The sequence below is a fragment of the Salmonella sp. A1325 genome (assembly GCF_056991255.1).
In genome coordinates this window covers 179,665-198,408 of record NZ_JAMLWO010000002.1, presented here as the reverse complement: position 1 = coordinate 198,408, position 18,744 = coordinate 179,665, and the positions used below count along the sequence as shown (strand labels likewise).

Below are 18,744 nucleotides of genomic sequence, written 5' to 3'. Positions count from 1 at the left end.
CTTACCTCAAATATCGTTCGTATACGAACATTTTGATCAAAATACGCCCACTCGGCCTTTGCGACAAGATCGCTCCCGACGCCTGCGCACGTTTAGCTAAAGCATTCGTCATTAAAAAACCGTGCATAAGTCGTTATGATAGAAAAAGTTAATTTATCCGGAGCGCTCATGGAGTTACGAAACACCGCGTTTCATCTGTTACGCCAACTTTTTCAGCAACATACCGCACGCTGGCAGCATGAGCTACCGGAGCTCACCAAACCTCAATATGCGGTGATGCGCGTTATTGCTGAACATCCGGGTATTGAACAGGTCGATCTGACCGAAGCGGCGGTCAGCACTAAAGCGACGCTGGCGGAGATGTTAAGCCGGATGGAAAATCGTGGGCTGGTAAAGCGAGAAAACGATCCGCTGGATAAACGTCGGCGTTTTGTCTATCTCACCGTTCAGGGCCAAACGTTGCTCGCCGCCGCGATACCACTGGGGGATCGCGTTGACGATGAGTTTTTGGGGCGACTGAGCGCTGAAGAACGCGAACAGTTTACGCAACTGGTACGCAAGATGATGACGTAAGCGGCTTGCGCCGCTTCGCTATTTTTTGGCCATCAGCAGTGAGATATCCACTTTGGCCAGCGCCCGAATTGCGCTTTCCGGCAGGCCGTCATCGGTGACGATTTGGTTGAATTCCGCCAGCGGTAACGCCAGCCACGTCGCGACCTGGCCGTATTTGGTCGCGTCGCACACCAGAATTTTTTGGCGGCTGGCGCTGGCGACGGCCCGTTTCACCGTGACTTTATCTTCTGCCGGCGTTGAAATACCGCGCACGCTCCAGGAAGAGGCGGAAATAAAGGCCTGGTCAATCATCAGCCCGCGCAAAAGCGTCGCCGCGGCTTCACCGACGCACGACCGGTTTTCCCGGCATACCGCCCCGCCAGTGTGAATAATTGTGCAACCGCTGTTGTCCATCAGGTAATCGGCGATAACGAAATCATTGGTCACCACCGTAAGTTTATTCATCGTAACCAGCTGCCTGGCAATCGCCAGCGTGGTAGTACCTGCATCAAGGTAGATACAGCTTTCTGGCTGTACCAGGCTGGCGGCCAGTTTGCCAATCGCCGCTTTCTGCGGCGTCGCCAGTTCGGTTTTGATCTGATGCGAGGGTTCGTGCGCCACGCGAGTCGATGATTGCACGCCGCCAGAGACCTGGATTACCGCGCCTTGCTGCTCCAGTTTTTGTAAATCACGGCGGATAGTCATGTGGGATACATGCATGCGCTCGGTCAGTTCAGCGATACTGACGATGCCTTTCTCCGCCACCATATCAAGAATGATTTGTCGACGCTCAGTAGGTATCAACGTCTGCTCCTTTCTTTAGTCCTGTCGCGATTTTACGCGATTTCTCGTCACAGCGTGTGAAGTTCTATGAGGATTGCCTTCACAAAAAATAACACATTTTGTTATTTTTTGTGAAACAACTCACCGCAATTGTTTACAAAAACGCCTATATTCACATAACAAAACATAATATCACGTAAATTAACATGGAGTGATAATGACAACAGGAACTGATTTTCATGTCGGCATTGTGGGGCTTGGCTCAATGGGAATGGGCGCTGCGCGTTCATGCCTGCGCGCCGGACTTTCCACATGGGGGGCCGATCTTAACCCGCAAGCGTGCGCGAATCTTCTTGCTGAAGGGGCTTGTGGGGCTGCCGCCAGCGCCAGGGAGTTCGCCGGCGTCGTGGATGCGTTAGTCATTCTGGTCGTCAATGCCGCCCAGGTCAGACAGGTGTTATTCGGTGAGGATGGCGTCGCCCATCTGATGAAACCCGGAAGCGCGGTGATGGTTTCGTCTACGATCTCAAGCGCCGACGCGCAAGAGATCGCCGCGGCGTTGACGGCATTGAATCTTAACATGCTGGATGCGCCGGTTTCCGGCGGCGCGGTAAAAGCGGCGCAGGGCGAAATGACGGTGATGGCCTCCGGAAGCGAGGCGGCGTTTACCCGCCTGAAGCCTGTGCTGGACGCCGTTGCCAGCAACGTTTATCGCATCAGCGATACGCCGGGCGCAGGCTCAACTGTCAAAATCATTCATCAGCTGCTGGCTGGCGTGCATATTGCGGCGGCGGCCGAAGCGATGGCGCTGGCCGCGCGGGCCGGTATTCCTCTGGACGTGATGTATGACGTCGTGATCCATGCCGCCGGCAACTCCTGGATGTTCGAAAACCGTATGCAGCATGTCGTTGACGGCGACTATACCCCGCGTTCGGCCGTCGACATTTTTGTCAAAGATTTGGGGCTGGTTGCCGACACGGCGAAAGCGCTGCGCTTCCCCTTACCGCTGGCCTCTACGGCGTTAAATATGTTCACCAGCGCCAGTAACGCCGGTTATGGCAAAGAGGATGACAGCGCTGTGATCAAAATTTTCTCAGGGATTACTCTGCCTGGCGTCACGCCTGAGGAGCCGTCATGTTAAAAATTGGCGTCATTGCCGATGATTTTACCGGCGCGACCGACATCGCCAGTTTTCTGGTCGAAAACGGGATGCCGACAGTGCAGATCAATGATGTCCCAACCGGGACGCAACCGGAAGGGTGCGACGCGGTGGTTATCAGCCTGAAAACCCGCTCATGCCCGGCGCAAGAGGCGATAAAACAATCGCTGGCGGCGCTGGTATGGCTGAAAAAACAGGGCTGCCAGCAAGTCTATTTCAAATATTGCTCGACTTTCGATAGTACCGCCGAAGGCAATATCGGCCCGGTCACCGATGCGCTGATGGTGGCGCTGGATACCTCATTTACCGTGATTTCTCCCGCGCTGCCGGTTAACGGACGCACGGTTTATCAGGGCTATCTGTTTGTCATGAACCACTTGCTGGCGGAGTCCGGTATGCGCCACCACCCTATCAATCCGATGACCGACAGCTACCTGCCGCGTTTGATGGAAGCGCAGGCACAAGGGCGCTGCGGCGTTATTCCGACTCAGACGCTTGATGAAGGCGTTGCCGCGACCCGTACGGCGCTGTCGCGTTTACAGCAGGAAGGGTATCGCTACGCAGTACTTGACGCGCTCAATGAGCGGCATCTGGAAATCCAGGGCGAGGTTTTGCGTGATGCCCCGTTAGTGACCGGCGGTTCCGGGCTGGCAATGGGGTTGGCGCGTCAGTGGGCGAAGCACGGCGTTTCTCAGGCCCGTTCCGCAGGCTATCCGCTGAGCGGTCGCGCGGTGGTGCTTTCCGGTTCCTGTTCACAAATGACGAATCAGCAGGTGGCCTTCTATCGACAACATGCTCCCACACGCGACGTTGACGTGGCGCGCTGCCTGTCATCCGAGACGCGCGAGGCCTACGCCGAAGCGCTGGCGCAGTGGGTGCTCAGTCAGGACAGCGAACTGGCGCCAATGATTAGCGCCACCGCCTCCACGCAGGCGCTGGCCGCCATCCAGCAGCAATATGGCGCTACTGAAGCCAGCCATGCGGTAGAGGCGCTCTTTTCCCTGCTGGCCGCTCGCTTAGCGGAAGGCGGTATCACCCGGTTTATCGTGGCGGGCGGCGAAACCTCGGGCGTGGTGACGCAAAGCCTCGGTATTACCGGTTTTCACATCGGACCGTGCATTTCACCCGGCGTGCCGTGGGTCAACGCGCTCCATGCGCCAGTCTCGCTGGCGCTAAAGTCAGGCAATTTTGGCGATGAATCCTTTTTCATCCGCGCTCAAAGGGAGTTTCAGGTATGACGACACTGGCAAAAGAAGAGCACGCTTTGCGAGAAGAGATGGTCAGGATAGCCGCCTCGTTTTTCCAGCGCGGCTATGCTACCGGCTCGGCAGGCAACCTCTCGCTGTTACTGCCGGACGGCAATATTCTGGCGACGCCCACCGGTTCGTGTCTGGGTAATCTCGACCCGCAGCGGCTATCCAAAGTGGACCCGCAGGGCGAATGGCTCAGTGGCGATAAACCGTCTAAAGAGGTGCGTTTTCATCTGGCGTTGTATCGCAATAACCCTTGCTGCAAGGCAGTGGTTCATCTGCACAGCACCTGGTCAACGGCGCTTTCCTGTCTCGAAGGACTGGACCCGCAAAATGTGATTCGCCCGTTTACCCCCTATGTGGTGATGCGGATGGGAGACATTCCGCTGGTTCCCTACTATCGCCCGGGGGATGACCGAATTGCTCGCGATTTGGCTGCGCTGGCGGCCCGGCATCAGGCCTTTTTACTGGCTAATCATGGGCCGGTCGTGTGCGGGGAGAATTTGCAGGAAGCCGCTAATAATACCGAGGAGCTGGAAGAGACGGCAAAGCTGATTTTTATCCTTGGCGAACGCCCGATTCGTTATTTAACCACCGAAGAAATTGCGCAGTTAAGGAGATAACCCGATGCCGCGTTTTGCCGCCAATTTGTCGATGATGTTTACCGAAGTGCCGTTTATCGAGCGTTTTGCCGCTGCTGCCGAAGCCGGTTTTCAGGCCGTTGAGTTTCTGTTCCCCTACGGCTTTGCCGCCAGCGAGATTAAAGCCCAGCTATCGCGTCATGATCTGACGCTGGCGCTGTTTAATACTTCGGCGGGTGATACCGCGGCGGGCGAGTGGGGACGTGCCGCGCTACCGGGGCGCGAACACGACGCGCGCGCCGATATTGATCTGGCTCTGGAATACGCTCTGGCGCTGGAATGTGAGCAGGTTCACATCATGGCGGGCGTCGTGCCGGATGGCGCTGATGGCGCACGTTATCGCGCCACGTTTATCGATAATTTGCGTTATGCCGCCGACCGGTTTGCCGCCCACGATAAACGTATTTTGATCGAAGCGCTGAGTCCCGGCGTTAAACCCGGCTACCTCTTTTCCAGCCAATATCAGGCGCTGGGCATCGCAGAAGAGGTTGACCGTCCGAATGTGTTCATCCAGCTCGACACTTTCCATGCGCAAAAAGTGGATGGCAATTTGAGTCACCTGATTCGCGAGTATGCGGGCCGCTATGCCCATGTACAAATCGCTTCGCTACCGGACAGACATGAACCGGATGATGGCGAGATCAACTACCCGTGGCTGTTCCGGCTGTTCGATGACGTAGGTTATCGCGGCTGGATAGGCTGCGAATACCAACCACGGAATACCACTCAGGACGGGCTTGGCTGGTTTAACGCCTGGCGCTAACCCTGAACTACCCTACACAACAATAAAGAGGACATCCGGATGCAGATTATCATTACCGGCGGGGGCGGCTTTTTAGGCCAGAAACTCGCAAGCGCCTTATTAAACTCATCGCTGGCGTTTAACGAACTGCTTCTTGTTGATTTAAAAATGCCTGCGCGGTTATCAGACTCCCCACGTTTACGCTGTCTGGAGGCTGACTTAACCCAGCCGGGCGTGCTGGAGAATGTGATTACCGCTAATACCTCTGTTGTTTATCATCTCGCTGCGATTGTCAGCAGCCATGCGGAAGACGATTTCGATCTGGGATGGAAAGTTAACCTGGATCTTACCCGCCAGTTACTTGAGGCGTGTCGTCGGCAACCGCAGAAAATTCGTTTTGTCTTCTCCAGCTCGCTTGCCGTTTATGGCGGTACGCTGCCGGAATGCGTCACCGATACCACCGCGCTCACGCCGCGCTCGTCTTATGGCGCGCAGAAGGCCGCCTGTGAACTGTTGGTCAACGACTATACCCGCAAAGGCTATGTGGATGGGCTGGCGCTGCGTTTGCCGACGATCTGTGTTCGCCCGGGTAAACCAAACCGCGCCGCCTCTTCTTTTGTCAGCGCGATTATTCGTGAACCGTTGCAGGGCGAGACGACCGTCTGCCCGGTATCGGAAAGTTTGCGGCTGTGGATTTCCAGCCCGGCGACGGTGATCCATAACCTGTCGCTGGCCGCAACGTTACCCGCGCCTGGCGAGGCGAGCAGCATCAACTTACCGGGGATCAGCGTAACCGTGGGCGAGATGCTGGAAACGTTGCGTCAGGCGGGCGGTCAGGCGGCGCGCGATCGGGTTACGCATCAGCGCGACGAAGGCGTCGAGAAAATTGTCGCCTCCTGGCCGGGACGTATCGATAACCAGCATGCGCTGGCGTTAGGTTTTGTCGCCGATAAACGCTTCGATGACATTATCGAACGCTTTCGACAAGATGATATGGAGGGGAGGTCATGACAAGTTTACCGACCCCAATTATCGGCCTGATCGTTGCCGTTTTCGTTCTGGTATGGCTGGTGTTACGCACTCGTGTTCATGCGCTGATCGCGATGCTGGCGGCGGCCTGTATCGCCGGTCTGTTGGGGGGAATGGGCATTGATAAAACGCTCTCTGTCATCACCAGCGGATTCGGTACGACGCTGGGCAGCATTGGTCTGGTAATTGGTCTCGGCGTAATGATGGGGCGCTTGCTGGAGGTTTCCGGCGCGGCGGAGCGTATCGCCTGGAGCTTTATCAAATGGTTGGGGAAACGTCGTGAAGAGTGGGCGCTGGCGATCACGGGTTATATTGTCAGCATCCCCATTTTCGTCGATTCCGCTTTTGTCATTCTTTATCCGGTGGCGAAAGCGCTGGCGAAAAGCGGTAAACGTTCGCTACTGACGCTGGGCGTCGCGCTGGCGGGCGGGCTGGTGGTCACTCACCATACGGTACCTCCGACGCCCGGTCCGCTGGGGGTAGCCGGGATTTTTAACGTCGACATCGGCGCAATGTTATTGACCGGGATGGCGCTGGCGGTGCCCTGTGTGATCGGCATTGTGCTCTATGCGCAGTGGCTGGATAAACGCTACCCTGATTTCGTGCCGCGCACGCTGAACGCCGATGAAGTCAATGCCGCGCTGGAGCAGTACAATAAAGAGAAAGAGCAAAAGGATCTGCCGAGTTTGACGCTCTCTCTGTTGCCTATTGTGGTGCCGATCGTGCTGATCTTCCTGAAGGCTATCTGTTCCACCCTCGCTACCATAGAAGGATGGTCCGGCCTGGCGACGCATCCGGTGGTACAGGCAATCAACTTTGTGGGAAGCCCAGTGATCGCGTTGGCCATCAGCGTTCTGCTGGCGGTGTATACGCTGGTGCCGCGCATGGATAAACATACCACCGCAGAGCGTCTGGAAGAGGGCTTGCAAAGCGCCGGGATTATCTTACTGGTCACGGGCGCTGGCGGCGCGTTGGGCGCGATCCTGCGCGACAGCGGCGCGGGGCAACAGCTGGCGGAGCAGGTTGCCAACCTGCCGATCTCGCCGATCCTGATCCCGTTTATCGTGGCGACGCTGGTACGCCTGATTCAGGGATCGGGGACGGTGGCGATGATCACTGCCGCCTCGATTTCCGCGCCGATCCTGGCGCAGATCCCCGGCATCAATATGTTGCTTGCCGCTCAGGCCGCAACGATGGGGTCGCTGTTCTTCGGCTACTTCAACGATAGCCTGTTCTGGGTGGTTAACCGCATGATGGGCGTCTCTGATGTCAAACAGCAGATGGTGGTTTGGTCTGTACCGACGACCATTGCCTGGGCGATTGGCGGCACCGGCGTGGCGCTGATTAACCTGCTGTTTGGTTCCGGCGGCAGTTGGCTCGATCCGTTACTGCCGATTGTCGTTCTGGCGGCAATTATGCTGTGGGTGCGTTGGCAGGCGCAGGGGATCAAAGACAAGCTGGTAGTTAAGGATTAAGACGGTATTATCCGTCCGGGAGCGCAATGCTCCCGGACTGGCTACAATGATGGGGCGTGCTCCCCGCAATCCCATTGCGAACGTAAAAAATCAATAAATGTGCGTACTTTTGTCGATACATGGCGGGCGTCCGGATAAACGGCATAAATGCCCTGACGGGGAAAATGATAGTCGGGTAACAGGTGAATTAACGTTCCATCCTCCAGTGCGGTGTTGACTAACCATTGCGGCAGTAATGCGACGCCGCTTCCCGCGAGAGCGAAGCCCATCAGCGAGCGCGCGCTGTCGACAGAAATTTTGCCGGCTTTGCTTATCTCCAGACGTGAGTGTTGGCCATGATTATTCGTTACTGTCCACCGTAGCGGCGTAGGTAATCGCTCATGAATAATCCATTGCGCCTGGGCCAACGACTCCAGTGACGACACAGGGTGGCGGGCGAGCCACTGCGGCGCGGCGACCGGCAGAATGGTAAAGCGGGATATCAGCGCGGCGCGATAGCGGGAGTCCGCCAGCGAGCCAAGCCGAATCGCCACATCAAAGCGCTCGGCAATTAAATCGGCATGATGTGATGAGGACATATGTCGAATACGGAGATCGGGATGGCGCTGACTAAACTGCGCCAGTACCGGAATGACCACCTGTTCGCCAAACTCGGGCGTAGTGGTAATACGTAACTCGCCGCCCAGCCCACTATGGCTGGCACGCACTTCATCCTGCAAATTTTTCGCGGCATTGAGTAAATTCACGCCTTTTTGGTAAAAGAGGACGCCGGCGTCTGTGAGCGTCAGTCGTCGGGTGGAACGTAGCAGTAACGTTACGCCAAGCTCTTTTTCAAGCTGCCGAATATTAAAACTCACTACCGCTTTTGTTTGGCCCGATGCGGCGGCAGCGGCCGTGAAGCTGCCGCTATCTACCACGGCGATAAACAGCGACATACGCTGCAAATTGAGCATGGCGAGCTCCTTTACTGTCAAAATTATTTTGACAGTATATCGTTGAAGCGCGGACTTATCTGGCTTTCTCCGGACGGCTACATTAGCGCCTCTGACGGAGGATGCATAATGACGTATCGCAGTAAAGTGGCAGTGGTTTACCTGCTCGGCTTCTTTCTTGATCTGATTAATCTGTTTATTGCCAGCGTGGCTTTTCCTGCGATGTCCGTGGATCTGCATACGTCCATATCGGCGCTGGCATGGGTGAGTAACGGTTATATCGCAGGATTAACGCTGATCGTTCCGTTTAGCGCGTTTCTTTCACGTTATCTCGGCGCACGACGGTTGATCATATTTTCGCTCATCCTGTTTAGCGTTGCCGCCGCTGCCGCAGGTTTTGCCGATTCCTTACACAGCCTTGTTTTCTGGCGTATTGTGCAGGGGGCGGGCGGTGGCTTATTGATCCCGGTTGGTCAGGCGTTAACCTGGCAACAGTTTAAACCGCATGAACGCGCTGGCGTGTCATCGGTTGTCATGATGGTGGCGCTACTGGCGCCGGCATGTTCGCCTGCGATTGGCGGGCTGCTGGTGGAAACGTGCGGCTGGCGCTGGATATTCTTTGCCACGCTGCCGGTGGCCGTTCTCACTTTATTGCTCGCTTATCGTTGGCTGAACGCCGCGTCGACGACAATGGCGTCAGCAAGATTGCTCCATCTGCCGTTGTTGACGGACAGGCTGCTGCGTTTTGCCATGATCGTCTATCTGTGCGTACCGGGTATGTTCATTGGTATCAGCGTGGTCGGGATGTTTTATCTACAGAACGTCGCGCAGCTATCGCCTGCGGCGGCGGGGTCGCTGATGCTTCCCTGGTCGATCGCTTCATTTGTCGCCATTATGCTTACCGGACGTTACTTCAATCGGCTTGGGCCGCGTCCGCTGATTATCGTCGGCTGTCTTCTTCAGGCCGCAGGGATACTGCTTTTAACTAACGTTACGCCTGCGACATCGCACCGTGTACTGATGATGATATTCGCCTTAATGGGCGCTGGCGGCAGTTTGTGCAGCAGTACCGCGCAGAGTGGCGCTTTCCTGACTATTGCTCGCCGGGACATGCCTGACGCCAGCGCGCTATGGAATCTTAATCGTCAGATCAGCTTTTTCCTTGGCGCGACGCTGTTGACGCTGCTGTTAAACGTGCTCCAGCGCGTTATGTCGCTTGAGGTTGCTTATCGCTGGACCTTTATTGCCGCCGCCGGTATCACCCTGCTGCCCCTTATTTACGCTGTCTGTCTGAACAATAGACAGGCGCTTCTGTGCCTGAAAAAGGAAAGATCATGAATCCATATAAAGATGAAATTATTCACGCCCATGCGGCGATTGAGAACTGGCTTAGTAAGGGGATGGGTAGCCTGGAGGCGTTGATAGCGCGTTTCGCTGCTGATTTTACGATGATAACGCCAGGCGGTGTTTGTCTGGATTATCCGGCGCTGGGCGCTTTTTTCCAGGCGCAGCGCGCGTGTCGCCCGGGGCTGGTTATCGTGGTTGAGCACATTGACCTTGTGGCGGAGTGGCCGGAAGGCGCCGCGCTGCGTTATCGTGAGCGCCAGCAACTGCCGGGCCAGGCCGAGACGGTACGCTGGTCGACGGTCATTTTAAAAAGGGAAAGAGGACGGATAGTCTGGCGTCATTTACACGAAACGACAGTCACAGCCTGAAAAGCCTGTTCCGGCGCGCAGACCCGATAGCGCCGCGCTATCGGGTCTGACACGTTTACACCAGACTTTTCAGCCGATAGATCCACTCCAGCGCCTGGCGTGGCGTCAGGGAGTCCGGATCGAGATTCTCCAGCGCTTCAACGGCGGGCGATGTCTCTTCCGGGGCGGCAAGCAACGACATTTGCGTGCCGTCCACCTGCGTTGCCGCCGCATTGGGCGAGATGCTCTCCAGCTCGCGGAGTTTTTGGCGCGCGCGTTTGATGACTTCTTTAGGGACGCCCGCAAGCGCCGCGACCGCCAGGCCATAGCTCTTACTTGCCGCGCCGTCCTGCACGCTGTGCATAAACGCGATAGTATCGCCGTGTTCCAGCGCATCCAGGTGGACGTTCGCCACGCCTTCCATTTTCTCCGGTAATTGGGTCAGCTCGAAGTAGTGGGTAGCGAACAGCGTTAACGCTTTAATCTTATTCGCGAGATTCTCCGCGCAGGCCCAGGCCAACGACAGCCCGTCATACGTGGAGGTACCGCGCCCGATTTCATCCATCAATACCAGACTGTTTTCCGTCGCATTATGCAAAATGTTCGCGGTTTCGGTCATCTCCACCATAAAGGTCGAACGCCCGGAGGCCAGGTCGTCCGCTGCGCCGACGCGGGTAAAAATACGGTCGATGGGGCCGATTTCCACGTTTTGCGCCGGAACGTAACTGCCGATATAGGCCAGCAGGGCGATCAATGCCGTTTGTCGCATATAGGTACTTTTACCGCCCATATTGGGGCCGGTAATGATCAACATCCGGCGCTGCGGCGACAGATTGAGCGGGTTAGCGATAAACGGCTCATTCAGTACCTGTTCAACCACCGGGTGGCGACCTTCGGTAATACGGATACCGGGTTTATCGGTAAATGTCGGGCAGGTGTAATTCAGCGTCCAGGCGCGTTCGGCCAGGTTAACCAGCACATCCAGTTCCGCCAGCGCGTTGGCGCTCTGCTGTAAATCGGCCAGATGTGGCAACAGCAGATCAAACAATTCGTCATATAGCTGTTTTTCCAGCGCCAGCGCTTTGCCTTTCGAGGTCAGAACTTTATCTTCGTACTCTTTAAGCTCAGGAATAATGTAGCGTTCGGCATTTTTCAGCGTCTGGCGACGCACATAATTGATGGGCGCCAGATGGCTTTGACCACGGCTAATCTGAATGTAATAACCATGTACCGCGTTATAGCCGACTTTCAGTGTATCCAGCCCGGTACGCTCACGTTCGCGAATTTCCAGACGATCGAGATAATCGGTGGCGCCGTCCGCCAGCGCGCGCCATTCGTCCAGCTCTTCATGGTAGCCGGGCGCAATAACGCCGCCGTCGCGGACCAGTACCGGCGGCGCGTCAATAATGGCGCGTTCCAGGAGGTCGCGCAGCTCGGCGAAATCGCCCATTTTTTTACGCAACGCCTGTACCGGCGCGCTGTCAACGGTTTCAAGCTGAGCGTGCAATTCCGGCAACTGCTGGAAGGCGTGACGCATTCGGGCGAGATCGCGCGGACGCGCGGTGCGCAGCGCCAGACGCGCAAGGATACGCTCCAAATCGCCGACCTGACGCAGCACCGGTTGCAGTTCGCTGACGGTGTCCTGCAAGGCGCCGATGGTCTGCTGGCGTTCACGCAATATGTCGGTATTTCGTACCGGCATATGCAGCCAGCGTTTAAGCATTCGGCTACCCATTGGCGTCACGGTACAGTCAAGCACCGCGGCGAGGGTATTTTCGACACCACCGGCCAGGTTTTGGGTAATTTCCAGATTGCGGCGGGTCGCGGCATCCATAATGATGCTGTCCTGCTGGCGTTCCATCGTAATGGAACGAATATGCGGCAGGGAGGTGCGCTGGGTATCTTTTGCGTACTGTAACAGGCAGCCTGCCGCACATAATCCACGCGAGGCATTTTCGACGCCGAAACCGACCAGATCCCGCGTACCGAATTGCAGATTTAACTGCTGGCGGGCGGTATCAATCTCAAACTCCCACAACGGGCGACGGCGCAGACCCCGGCGTCCCTCTATTAACGCCATTTCAGCAAAATCTTCGGCATACAACAGTTCGGCGGGATTGGTGCGCTGCAGCTCTGCGGCCATCGTTTCACGGTCGGCGGGTTCGCTCAGACGAAAGCGCCCGGAGCTGATATCCAGCGTGGCGTAACCGTAGCCTTTACCATCCTGCCAGATAGCCGCCAGCAGGTTATCCTGACGCTCCTGTAACAGGGCTTCATCGCTGATGGTGCCAGGCGTAACGATACGCACGACCTTACGTTCAACAGGACCTTTGCTGGTGGCCGGATCGCCAATCTGTTCGCAAATAGCGACGGATTCGCCCTGATTGACCAGTTTCGCGAGGTAGTTTTCTACGGCGTGGTGCGGGATACCCGCCATAGGGATAGGTTCGCCAGCCGATGCGCCGCGTTTGGTCAGCGAAATATCGAGCAGCTGCGACGCACGCTTTGCGTCGTCATAAAACAGCTCGTAAAAGTCTCCCATACGATAAAAGAGTAGGATCTCCGGATGCTGGGCTTTCAGCTTGAGATACTGCTGCATCATCGGGGTGTGGTTGGAGAAGTCCTTATCAAATGACTCATTCATATTGATTTTACTCGTTTTTTATTCTTTCAAGTGCTCATGTGGCCCCGGGTAAAACCCTTATAAACTCACATAAACCCATAAATTTGTAGCTCACCTGTAGCCTAAAATGTGACAGGTTACATTCTCATCATTCCTGGACTACAACAGGGGTGATACTTTGAAAACAACTCTCAGCCAGCCTTTCATTATCAACAAGTTAAGTATCAATGTTAAGTCTGCACTCAGTCGCTCTGGAAAAATCGTTTTCGAAGCTAACCCAGCTCAAAAACTCTACATTGTTTTCGATGACCACAGAGAAGCTCCTGTTAGTTTCGGGGGTAAAAGCCAGTTTGACGAAAAAGACCTACGTAATCCAGCGAAGAGTAGCCTCGTCAGATCGTAATGTCAGTGAGGGTAGGAAGCCAAGTTCTGTCTTGAAAGTAAAAGTTGGAAATGTGTTCGATTTTCCAAATATTGACGAAACAAGGCAAGTAACCAGGCAATTAGTTCAGACCGTGCTCGCAACAAAGAGAAATTCCAACAAAATTAAGAGGGAAACGGATGCTTCCAAACTCAAAATGAGACTGTAATTAAAATTGTGTAATTGCCTGATTTTGATATGTTCGACTCAACATCAAAAGCTGGTTGCTTTATGGACGAAAAACAGTTGCAGGCTCTGGCTAATGCACTGGCCAAAATCTCAAAATACCTGAAGATCTCAGCCCGTTCGATCGTCTGCTGAAGAAAAACCAGACCCGCATTTCCGGCATAGATAATCAACATGTTATTAAAAAGCGTACGGTGTTTCCGACGGACGAGTCAGTGAAAAAGGTCGTGTGACTGGCAATTCAGGCCGACATCCGAAAATGGACAATGTCGCTAAGGGACTGGCTCATGACAACGAGTCGCTTTATTATCACGCTCGGGTTCGGTAGCCGCCTGGACGTTCACTTCCGAGAAAGGCATTTACACCGAATGGTGTATAAGCTCGTGGTTGGTCTTCGGTGAGAGGCAGGATGTCTCTCATTAATCTCCGGGAGCGTACAATAGTTGCTCCGGCAGCCTGAAGGATGAAGTGTATATAACCTAAAACATAACGGATATAGCTTCCTTACTCAACCTGACGTAATACGCCGACAGTAAAATCAGGGATACCATACCATCATGGAAAGTCGTCAATACACCCGGCATCTTTCGCTTTCGGAGCTGAAATGGTTTGCTATCGGGATCGGTTTTTTTATTCTCAGCATAGCAACAGCCACTGTGAATTATCGGCTTTCCGGTATATCGCTACTGGTGGGCCTGTTGTTTATCATCTGGAAATTCAGCGTCACAGTTATGTTTCTGTTTACGCCACGCAGGATGACGTTAACCGAAACCGCGTTGCAGGCCGGGCATCGTGTTATCCATTACGATGCGCTTGAATCAATGCGTCTGCTCCACCAATCCGACAAACTCATCTTGCGCCACAGTGGCGGCAAGAAGTACGTCATCTACCTTGATTTCTGGAACGATGGCAACGGAATTTACGACCGACTGGCTGCTGAACTTGTCCGGCGACACGGTTCTGCGCTGGGGGCGCGCCTCGCCGCCGATGGACGTCTTAAATTCGGCAAAGTGACCGCGCTGGCGGATCGGCTTGAACACAAAAACCGGGCGGTGCCGTATGCGCAGATCGCCAGTATTCGCACCCAGCGCGAGGAGGGTGCTGGCAGTTCAATGAGCTATCTGATGATTAGCACCGCTACGGGCCGGATCTGCAAAATCGACCGCTCCACTATCGTCAATGAGCCGCTGCTGCTCAACTTTCTTTCCCAGCGTTTACCCGCCTGACGACATTTTTATACAAGGATGAATCAATGGAACTGTACGTATCAAAAACCAGCCAGCAAAACATGCCTGTGGAGTTCAATATCTATTATTCCAGATCTAAAACGTTGGTTGGTATTGTGTTCTGGATTTGTATGATGGGAGTTTTTATTGCGCTGGCGGTGAGTATGGCCACCGATCCCGAGGAGCCCAAAACTGGCGGTGCCGTCTTTATGGGGCTTATTTGTTGCGGCAGTCTGTTATTTATTGTGCGCCTGGCTCGCACATTTTTAAGCGCGGCAAAGCCGGCAGTCACCATCAGTCGTGAAGGTATTCGCTTCTGTAATGGCAAATTCGCGGCCTGGACAAATATCGCCGAAAACACCTGGCATTCACAGAGCATTAACTTCATCCCGGCCGCCGCCGGTATTAAGATTGTGTTGCATGAAGGCAAGCCGATCCATTTCGCCACCACGGTTATTGCGCTTTCTTCCGATAGGTATCTTGAGATGTGCGATCTTTACTCTTCTCAGGTGATCGAGTAACTACCTGCGTCGGATTACGGCTTCGTTTTTTTGGCCTGCGATCTTAATGCTGAAATGGGCAGAAAAACGCGAAATTTAGACGCTATTACGAATGGGCAATGGTACTTATTGAAGGCTATATCATTGCCCATAATTCAGGGAGGGTTGATATTATATAATTCTATTTCCAGATTACTTTATTTTAAAAAAAGACAGATTGCCTGAACAGAAAGAACCGGTGTCAATGTAGATTTGATTGGCGAATGTTGTTGTGTAGTCAACAATCATATGGCCGAAGATAAAAGTATCCGCACCGCGTATTGGATGGATATTCCCCTGTAACGAACCAAGCAGACGATCGCGTGACCATAGAACGCTATCAATATCAACTTGCTTCCCATAATCGTAGCTGTCATCTGGATAATCGGCATGGGCAATCACGTACTTCTTTGAGGACGTTTCAACCTCTATGATGTGAGGACGCTGCTTAAAAGTTAGTAATAGCTCAGTGGCTTCTTGCCTGTCTTTTTCGGTGACCGAGTCGTACCAGTAACCACCGTTTACATACCAGAAATTGCCATCCTGTGTTTCAAAAGCGTCAAGCGCCATAGCTTCATGATTACCCACTACAGAAATAAACCATGGGGTATTTAACAGTCTTAGTGTTTCAAGGTTTTCTTTTCCTCGATCAATGTTATCTCCAGTGGAGATCAAGAGATCGGTATCAGGAGAGAAATGTAATTGAGCCAGTCTGGTTAACAATAAGGAGTAACATCCATGAATATCACCAACGACCCAAATGTGGCGATAGAGATCGCTGTTGATGTCAACATAACGGATTAATTCCATGATGTTCCTATAGCACAACTTTGGAGGCTGGTATTATAACAAAGAAGTAGGGTGATATTAATTTTTATTCTTTAAAATACACAGTTATTAAAATAACCTACAAGCTAGAAATCAACAGATAATATATATTTTATGAATCGGTTAATTAAAGTAGACGATGTGCTTGAAAGATGCACGATTTCTCGCGCAACACTTTACTGATTAATTGCAAAGGCATACTTTCTCGCTCAGCGGCACGACGGATACGCAGGCACTGCCGGGGCTGATTAGCCAGACTCACTGTAAAATCAGGGAAGCCTCGGCTGACGGCGCTTATGACACGCGCTATTGCCATTATGTGTTATTGAGGAAAAAAATCAGGCCGCTAATCCCGCCACGAAGCGGTGCGCGATACTGGCCGGACAAGTAGTACCATGAGCGTAACCACGCGGTGGCGAATCAACATCGGAGCGGCAGCAATGAGGTCTGGAAAAGAAAGTGGGCTATCACCGTCGTTCAGTAGTGGAAACAGCGATGTTTCGTATTAAAACCTTGCTGGGCGGCTATCTGAGTCTGCGGAACTATGACGCGCAGGTGGGTGAAGCGATGGCGATGCTCAAGGCGCTGAACTGGATGACGTTGTTGGCAATGCCGACCAGCGTCAGGCTCGTATAACGAGTGCTCCGGTGGGAGTCCTGTATCCTTATCGTTGGCCGATTCTGAATTATTCAACAAAGCCTCATGTTGTCATAACCTACCAGATGCAGATAAAGCAGCATAAAGCGTTTTAAACGACAGCAACAAGGAAAGGGGTTGATCGTTTAATGGTACTGCGCCAAATAACAAAATTCATAGTAATTAACTCCTGATTAATTCGACATATTTTTCATTAATCATAAAGCCATTTCCCAGCTTTCGCTGATTCAGAAAACATTCTGATTGTTAAAGGCTTACGAGTTCGTTCTACATCTTCCCGTTTTAATTTAAACCATCGTGTAAGCAGTGGAGTATTCTCCCAGGGAAAATAACACGACCATTTAACTTGTGATAAATCTACATTAAATTTTTTTTCAAATTTATCCAAAGCTTCATGCAGGTCATCGCCTGGAGCTTCAAATAAATCAGAATCAAGTTCTAAAGGGATTTCTTTCCAATTGCTGTCTAAATATCCGGGAATCTCTTCACGGAAGAGTGCTAACACCTCTTGCTGAATTGTGTCCATCAAAAGGATGTCCATTGTATACGATCTTTAGGGCGTGCTATTAGGTTGTATTTTGCCTGAGTTCTCCTTGATACCTGGTAAATTGAATTCACAAGACCAACCCAACCTAACCATGGAACATATCGTGCTATGACTGCGGCAAGATTATTTGTTTTTCGCATTCTTATACCAACGGGTGTAGGAACTCTAATACCAAAAGGAGTTCGTGCATTTCGTAAAAGCATTCTCCCATACCTGGAGATAACACTTGTCCCTTTGATTGCCTCTCCCGGTTTCGTTCTGGTTTTTAACCACGGTTGCCCGGCGAGGATAGCAGCACCTGACTCAATGCTAACCCCAAGTTCATCACAAAATTGCTCAAGGAAAATTACATCAAATAGTTCACCTGCTGACAGGTTCGATTGTCCGTGGTAGAAGTAGGTTCCGTTTAGTTCTTCTGTCGTATCCATTCAATCACCTTATAGACTGTTTGCCATTCATTCCAGACATCGGGACGTTTCTGCCGCTATACTAGCTTGGTCGTCAATACGTTGTCACGGGTAAAAAGAACGTTATCCGCGAAAAGTGGATGGGGTATCGTAAGAATGCCAACATGTGGGGCAAGAGGGGGATGTTAGTTTACCGCGATATACGAGATGATAGTTTGTCAGTATAAGTTTCGGCTATTTCTCAAGTCTGGGAGGCCGTTCTTTATCGCAAATAAAAAAAGCAGCAGCGAGGTGCTGCTGTATCAAAAAGCAGATTGATAAATGCAACGTAAGAGACAAATGGCCAACCGTAAAAGTGACCATAGCTATAATAATTATATTGATATTAAGTGGCAATGCAAAATATGGTCTTAATTATATCATGATGAGTTCAGCCAACGGTGATATGGCCTTATAAGGCTTGCAGTCTTTCATGGGCAATAAGTAACGTCTGATATATGCTTAAATTCTTGCTTCCGGGTTCAAGTAGAACTTTTTTAAATTCGGTCATGAGTTGCTCTTCATCTTCTTTCGAACGCATGTATTGTGGATGTTCCTGGAAGAAGGTGAGCGCCTGTTCTTTGGTTTGTTTATATTTTTCACAAAAAATGCTTGAGCTGATTGCGCTATTTTTTGATGCGGAATTATCAGCGTTCTGGTTTGATAATGATTTATTCTTCGCAAGGTCTGACGGCACATACGGAAGAGACTGACACTCATCAATACTATTTGCGTTGGCCAGTTGCTCTTTCTGAGCGCCAGGTTGCTGTACCGGTTTGCTCACGGAGGAAGGGAGGGGCACCTGGGCACAGCCAATCAGTAAAAAGACAGGAAGGCAGCTATAAAATTTTTTCATATTAACTCCAACTACAGAAGAATGAGGCGCCATGTTTTTACACAACCGTCAGAACGTTATCTGACAATAGTTATAAGGGGGCGAATGCGTTTCAGGAATGCTAGCAAAAAAAACTCCTGATATAAATAATTAATTCTCCATCCCGATGACAATATCTG

18 protein-coding genes and 4 pseudogenes are annotated in these 18,744 nt (G+C 52.5%); 14 read left to right on the top strand and 8 right to left on the bottom strand.

Going from position 1 to position 18,744, the window contains the following annotated elements; all coding sequences use genetic code 11:
- Positions 1-168: 168 nt before the first annotated feature.
- Positions 169-573, top strand: a complete 405-nt coding sequence (locus NAZ64_RS04905; protein ID WP_000423338.1) for a MarR family winged helix-turn-helix transcriptional regulator — start codon at positions 169-171, stop codon at positions 571-573.
- Positions 574-591: 18 nt separating this feature from the next.
- Here NAZ64_RS04905 and ygbI read toward each other — a convergent pair whose 3' ends face one another.
- The gene (gene ygbI, locus NAZ64_RS04900) at positions 592-1,356 is read right to left on the bottom strand and encodes a DNA-binding transcriptional repressor YgbI (protein ID WP_000613180.1); all 765 of its coding nucleotides are present in this window, start codon (positions 1,354-1,356) and stop codon (positions 592-594) included.
- Between the two features lie 196 nt (positions 1,357-1,552).
- Here ygbI and ltnD point away from each other — a divergent pair, with 196 nt between their 5' ends.
- Genes ltnD through NAZ64_RS04870 form a run of 6 tightly spaced genes read left to right on the top strand, consistent with a single transcriptional unit; the run spans position 1,553 to position 7,631 of the window.
- Positions 1,553-2,476: an L-threonate dehydrogenase gene (ltnD, locus tag NAZ64_RS04895; protein WP_220569662.1), complete on the top strand. Its 924-nt coding sequence runs from the start codon at positions 1,553-1,555 to the stop codon at positions 2,474-2,476.
- Entirely contained in the window at positions 2,470-3,732 is a 1,263-nt protein-coding gene (otnK, locus tag NAZ64_RS04890) for a 3-oxo-tetronate kinase (protein ID WP_220569663.1), read from the top strand. Before ltnD ends, otnK begins: the two co-directional genes overlap by 7 nt.
- Positions 3,729-4,367, top strand: coding sequence for a 3-oxo-tetronate 4-phosphate decarboxylase (otnC, locus tag NAZ64_RS04885; RefSeq protein ID WP_000209068.1), 639 nt, complete (start codon positions 3,729-3,731; stop codon positions 4,365-4,367). The genes otnK and otnC overlap by 4 nt, the downstream gene beginning before the upstream one ends.
- Before the next feature lie 4 nt (positions 4,368-4,371).
- Positions 4,372-5,148, top strand: coding sequence for an HPr family phosphocarrier protein (locus NAZ64_RS04880; protein ID WP_001136899.1), 777 nt, complete (start codon positions 4,372-4,374; stop codon positions 5,146-5,148).
- Positions 5,149-5,187: 39 nt separating this feature from the next.
- Positions 5,188-6,138, top strand: a complete 951-nt coding sequence (gene denD / locus NAZ64_RS04875) for a D-erythronate dehydrogenase (RefSeq protein ID WP_086801639.1) — start codon at positions 5,188-5,190, stop codon at positions 6,136-6,138.
- Positions 6,135-7,631, top strand: coding sequence for a GntP family permease (locus tag NAZ64_RS04870; RefSeq protein WP_115285715.1), 1,497 nt, complete (start codon positions 6,135-6,137; stop codon positions 7,629-7,631). Before denD ends, NAZ64_RS04870 begins: the two co-directional genes overlap by 4 nt.
- Positions 7,632-7,672: 41 nt before the next feature.
- Here NAZ64_RS04870 and NAZ64_RS04865 read toward each other — a convergent pair whose 3' ends face one another.
- On the bottom strand, positions 7,673-8,605 hold the full coding sequence (locus NAZ64_RS04865) for a LysR family transcriptional regulator (protein ID WP_220569664.1): 933 nt from the start codon (positions 8,603-8,605) through the stop codon (positions 7,673-7,675).
- 87 nt (positions 8,606-8,692) lie between these two features.
- On the opposite strand from NAZ64_RS04865, the gene NAZ64_RS04860 reads away from it, so the two are divergent.
- Both NAZ64_RS04860 and NAZ64_RS04855 read left to right on the top strand, forming a co-directional pair.
- Entirely contained in the window at positions 8,693-9,901 is a 1,209-nt protein-coding gene (locus NAZ64_RS04860; RefSeq protein ID WP_220545807.1) for an MFS transporter, read from the top strand.
- Positions 9,898-10,278, top strand: a complete 381-nt coding sequence (locus NAZ64_RS04855) for a DUF4440 domain-containing protein (RefSeq protein WP_001070458.1) — start codon at positions 9,898-9,900, stop codon at positions 10,276-10,278. Before NAZ64_RS04860 ends, NAZ64_RS04855 begins: the two co-directional genes overlap by 4 nt.
- Positions 10,279-10,333: 55 nt before the next feature.
- Here NAZ64_RS04855 and mutS read toward each other — a convergent pair whose 3' ends face one another.
- Positions 10,334-12,901, bottom strand: a complete 2,568-nt coding sequence (mutS, locus tag NAZ64_RS04850; protein ID WP_001005802.1) for a DNA mismatch repair protein MutS — start codon at positions 12,899-12,901, stop codon at positions 10,334-10,336.
- 157 nt (positions 12,902-13,058) lie between these two features.
- On the opposite strand from mutS, the pseudogene NAZ64_RS04845 reads away from it, so the two are divergent.
- From NAZ64_RS04845 to NAZ64_RS04830, 4 genes and pseudogenes are all read left to right on the top strand, one after another.
- A pseudogene (locus NAZ64_RS04845) lies at positions 13,059-13,458 on the top strand (cytoplasmic protein); the annotation flags it as partial.
- 199 nt (positions 13,459-13,657) lie between these two features.
- A pseudogene (locus tag NAZ64_RS04840) lies at positions 13,658-13,888 on the top strand (hypothetical protein); the annotation flags it as partial.
- 156 nt (positions 13,889-14,044) lie between these two features.
- Positions 14,045-14,713, top strand: a complete 669-nt coding sequence (locus NAZ64_RS04835) for a hypothetical protein (protein WP_111761358.1) — start codon at positions 14,045-14,047, stop codon at positions 14,711-14,713.
- Positions 14,714-14,739: 26 nt separating this feature from the next.
- The gene (locus NAZ64_RS04830) at positions 14,740-15,234 is read left to right on the top strand and encodes a hypothetical protein (protein ID WP_064013254.1); all 495 of its coding nucleotides are present in this window, start codon (positions 14,740-14,742) and stop codon (positions 15,232-15,234) included.
- Positions 15,235-15,405: 171 nt separating this feature from the next.
- On the opposite strand, the gene pphB is transcribed toward NAZ64_RS04830, so the two are convergent.
- A complete protein-coding gene (gene pphB, locus NAZ64_RS04825) occupies positions 15,406-16,062 on the bottom strand; it encodes a protein-serine/threonine phosphatase (protein WP_220569665.1) in 657 nt (218 codons plus the stop codon).
- 223 nt (positions 16,063-16,285) lie between these two features.
- On the opposite strand from pphB, the pseudogene NAZ64_RS04820 reads away from it, so the two are divergent.
- Positions 16,286-16,716 (top strand): annotated as a pseudogene (locus NAZ64_RS04820) (transposase); the annotation flags it as partial.
- Positions 16,717-16,788: 72 nt separating this feature from the next.
- On the opposite strand, the pseudogene NAZ64_RS04815 reads toward NAZ64_RS04820, so the two are convergent.
- From NAZ64_RS04815 to invH, 4 genes and pseudogenes are all read right to left on the bottom strand, one after another.
- A pseudogene (locus tag NAZ64_RS04815) lies at positions 16,789-16,881 on the bottom strand (GNAT family N-acetyltransferase); the annotation flags it as partial.
- Positions 16,882-16,930: 49 nt separating this feature from the next.
- The gene (locus NAZ64_RS04810; protein ID WP_001669174.1) at positions 16,931-17,278 is read right to left on the bottom strand and encodes a DUF1493 family protein; all 348 of its coding nucleotides are present in this window, start codon (positions 17,276-17,278) and stop codon (positions 16,931-16,933) included.
- Entirely contained in the window at positions 17,263-17,712 is a 450-nt protein-coding gene (locus tag NAZ64_RS04805; RefSeq protein WP_220569666.1) for an STM2901 family protein, read from the bottom strand. Before NAZ64_RS04805 ends, NAZ64_RS04810 begins: the two co-directional genes overlap by 16 nt.
- A gap of 430 nt (positions 17,713-18,142) precedes the next feature.
- Positions 18,143-18,586, bottom strand: coding sequence for an SPI-1 type III secretion system invasion lipoprotein InvH (invH, locus tag NAZ64_RS04800; RefSeq protein ID WP_079826435.1), 444 nt, complete (start codon positions 18,584-18,586; stop codon positions 18,143-18,145).
- Positions 18,587-18,744 lie beyond the last annotated feature (158 nt).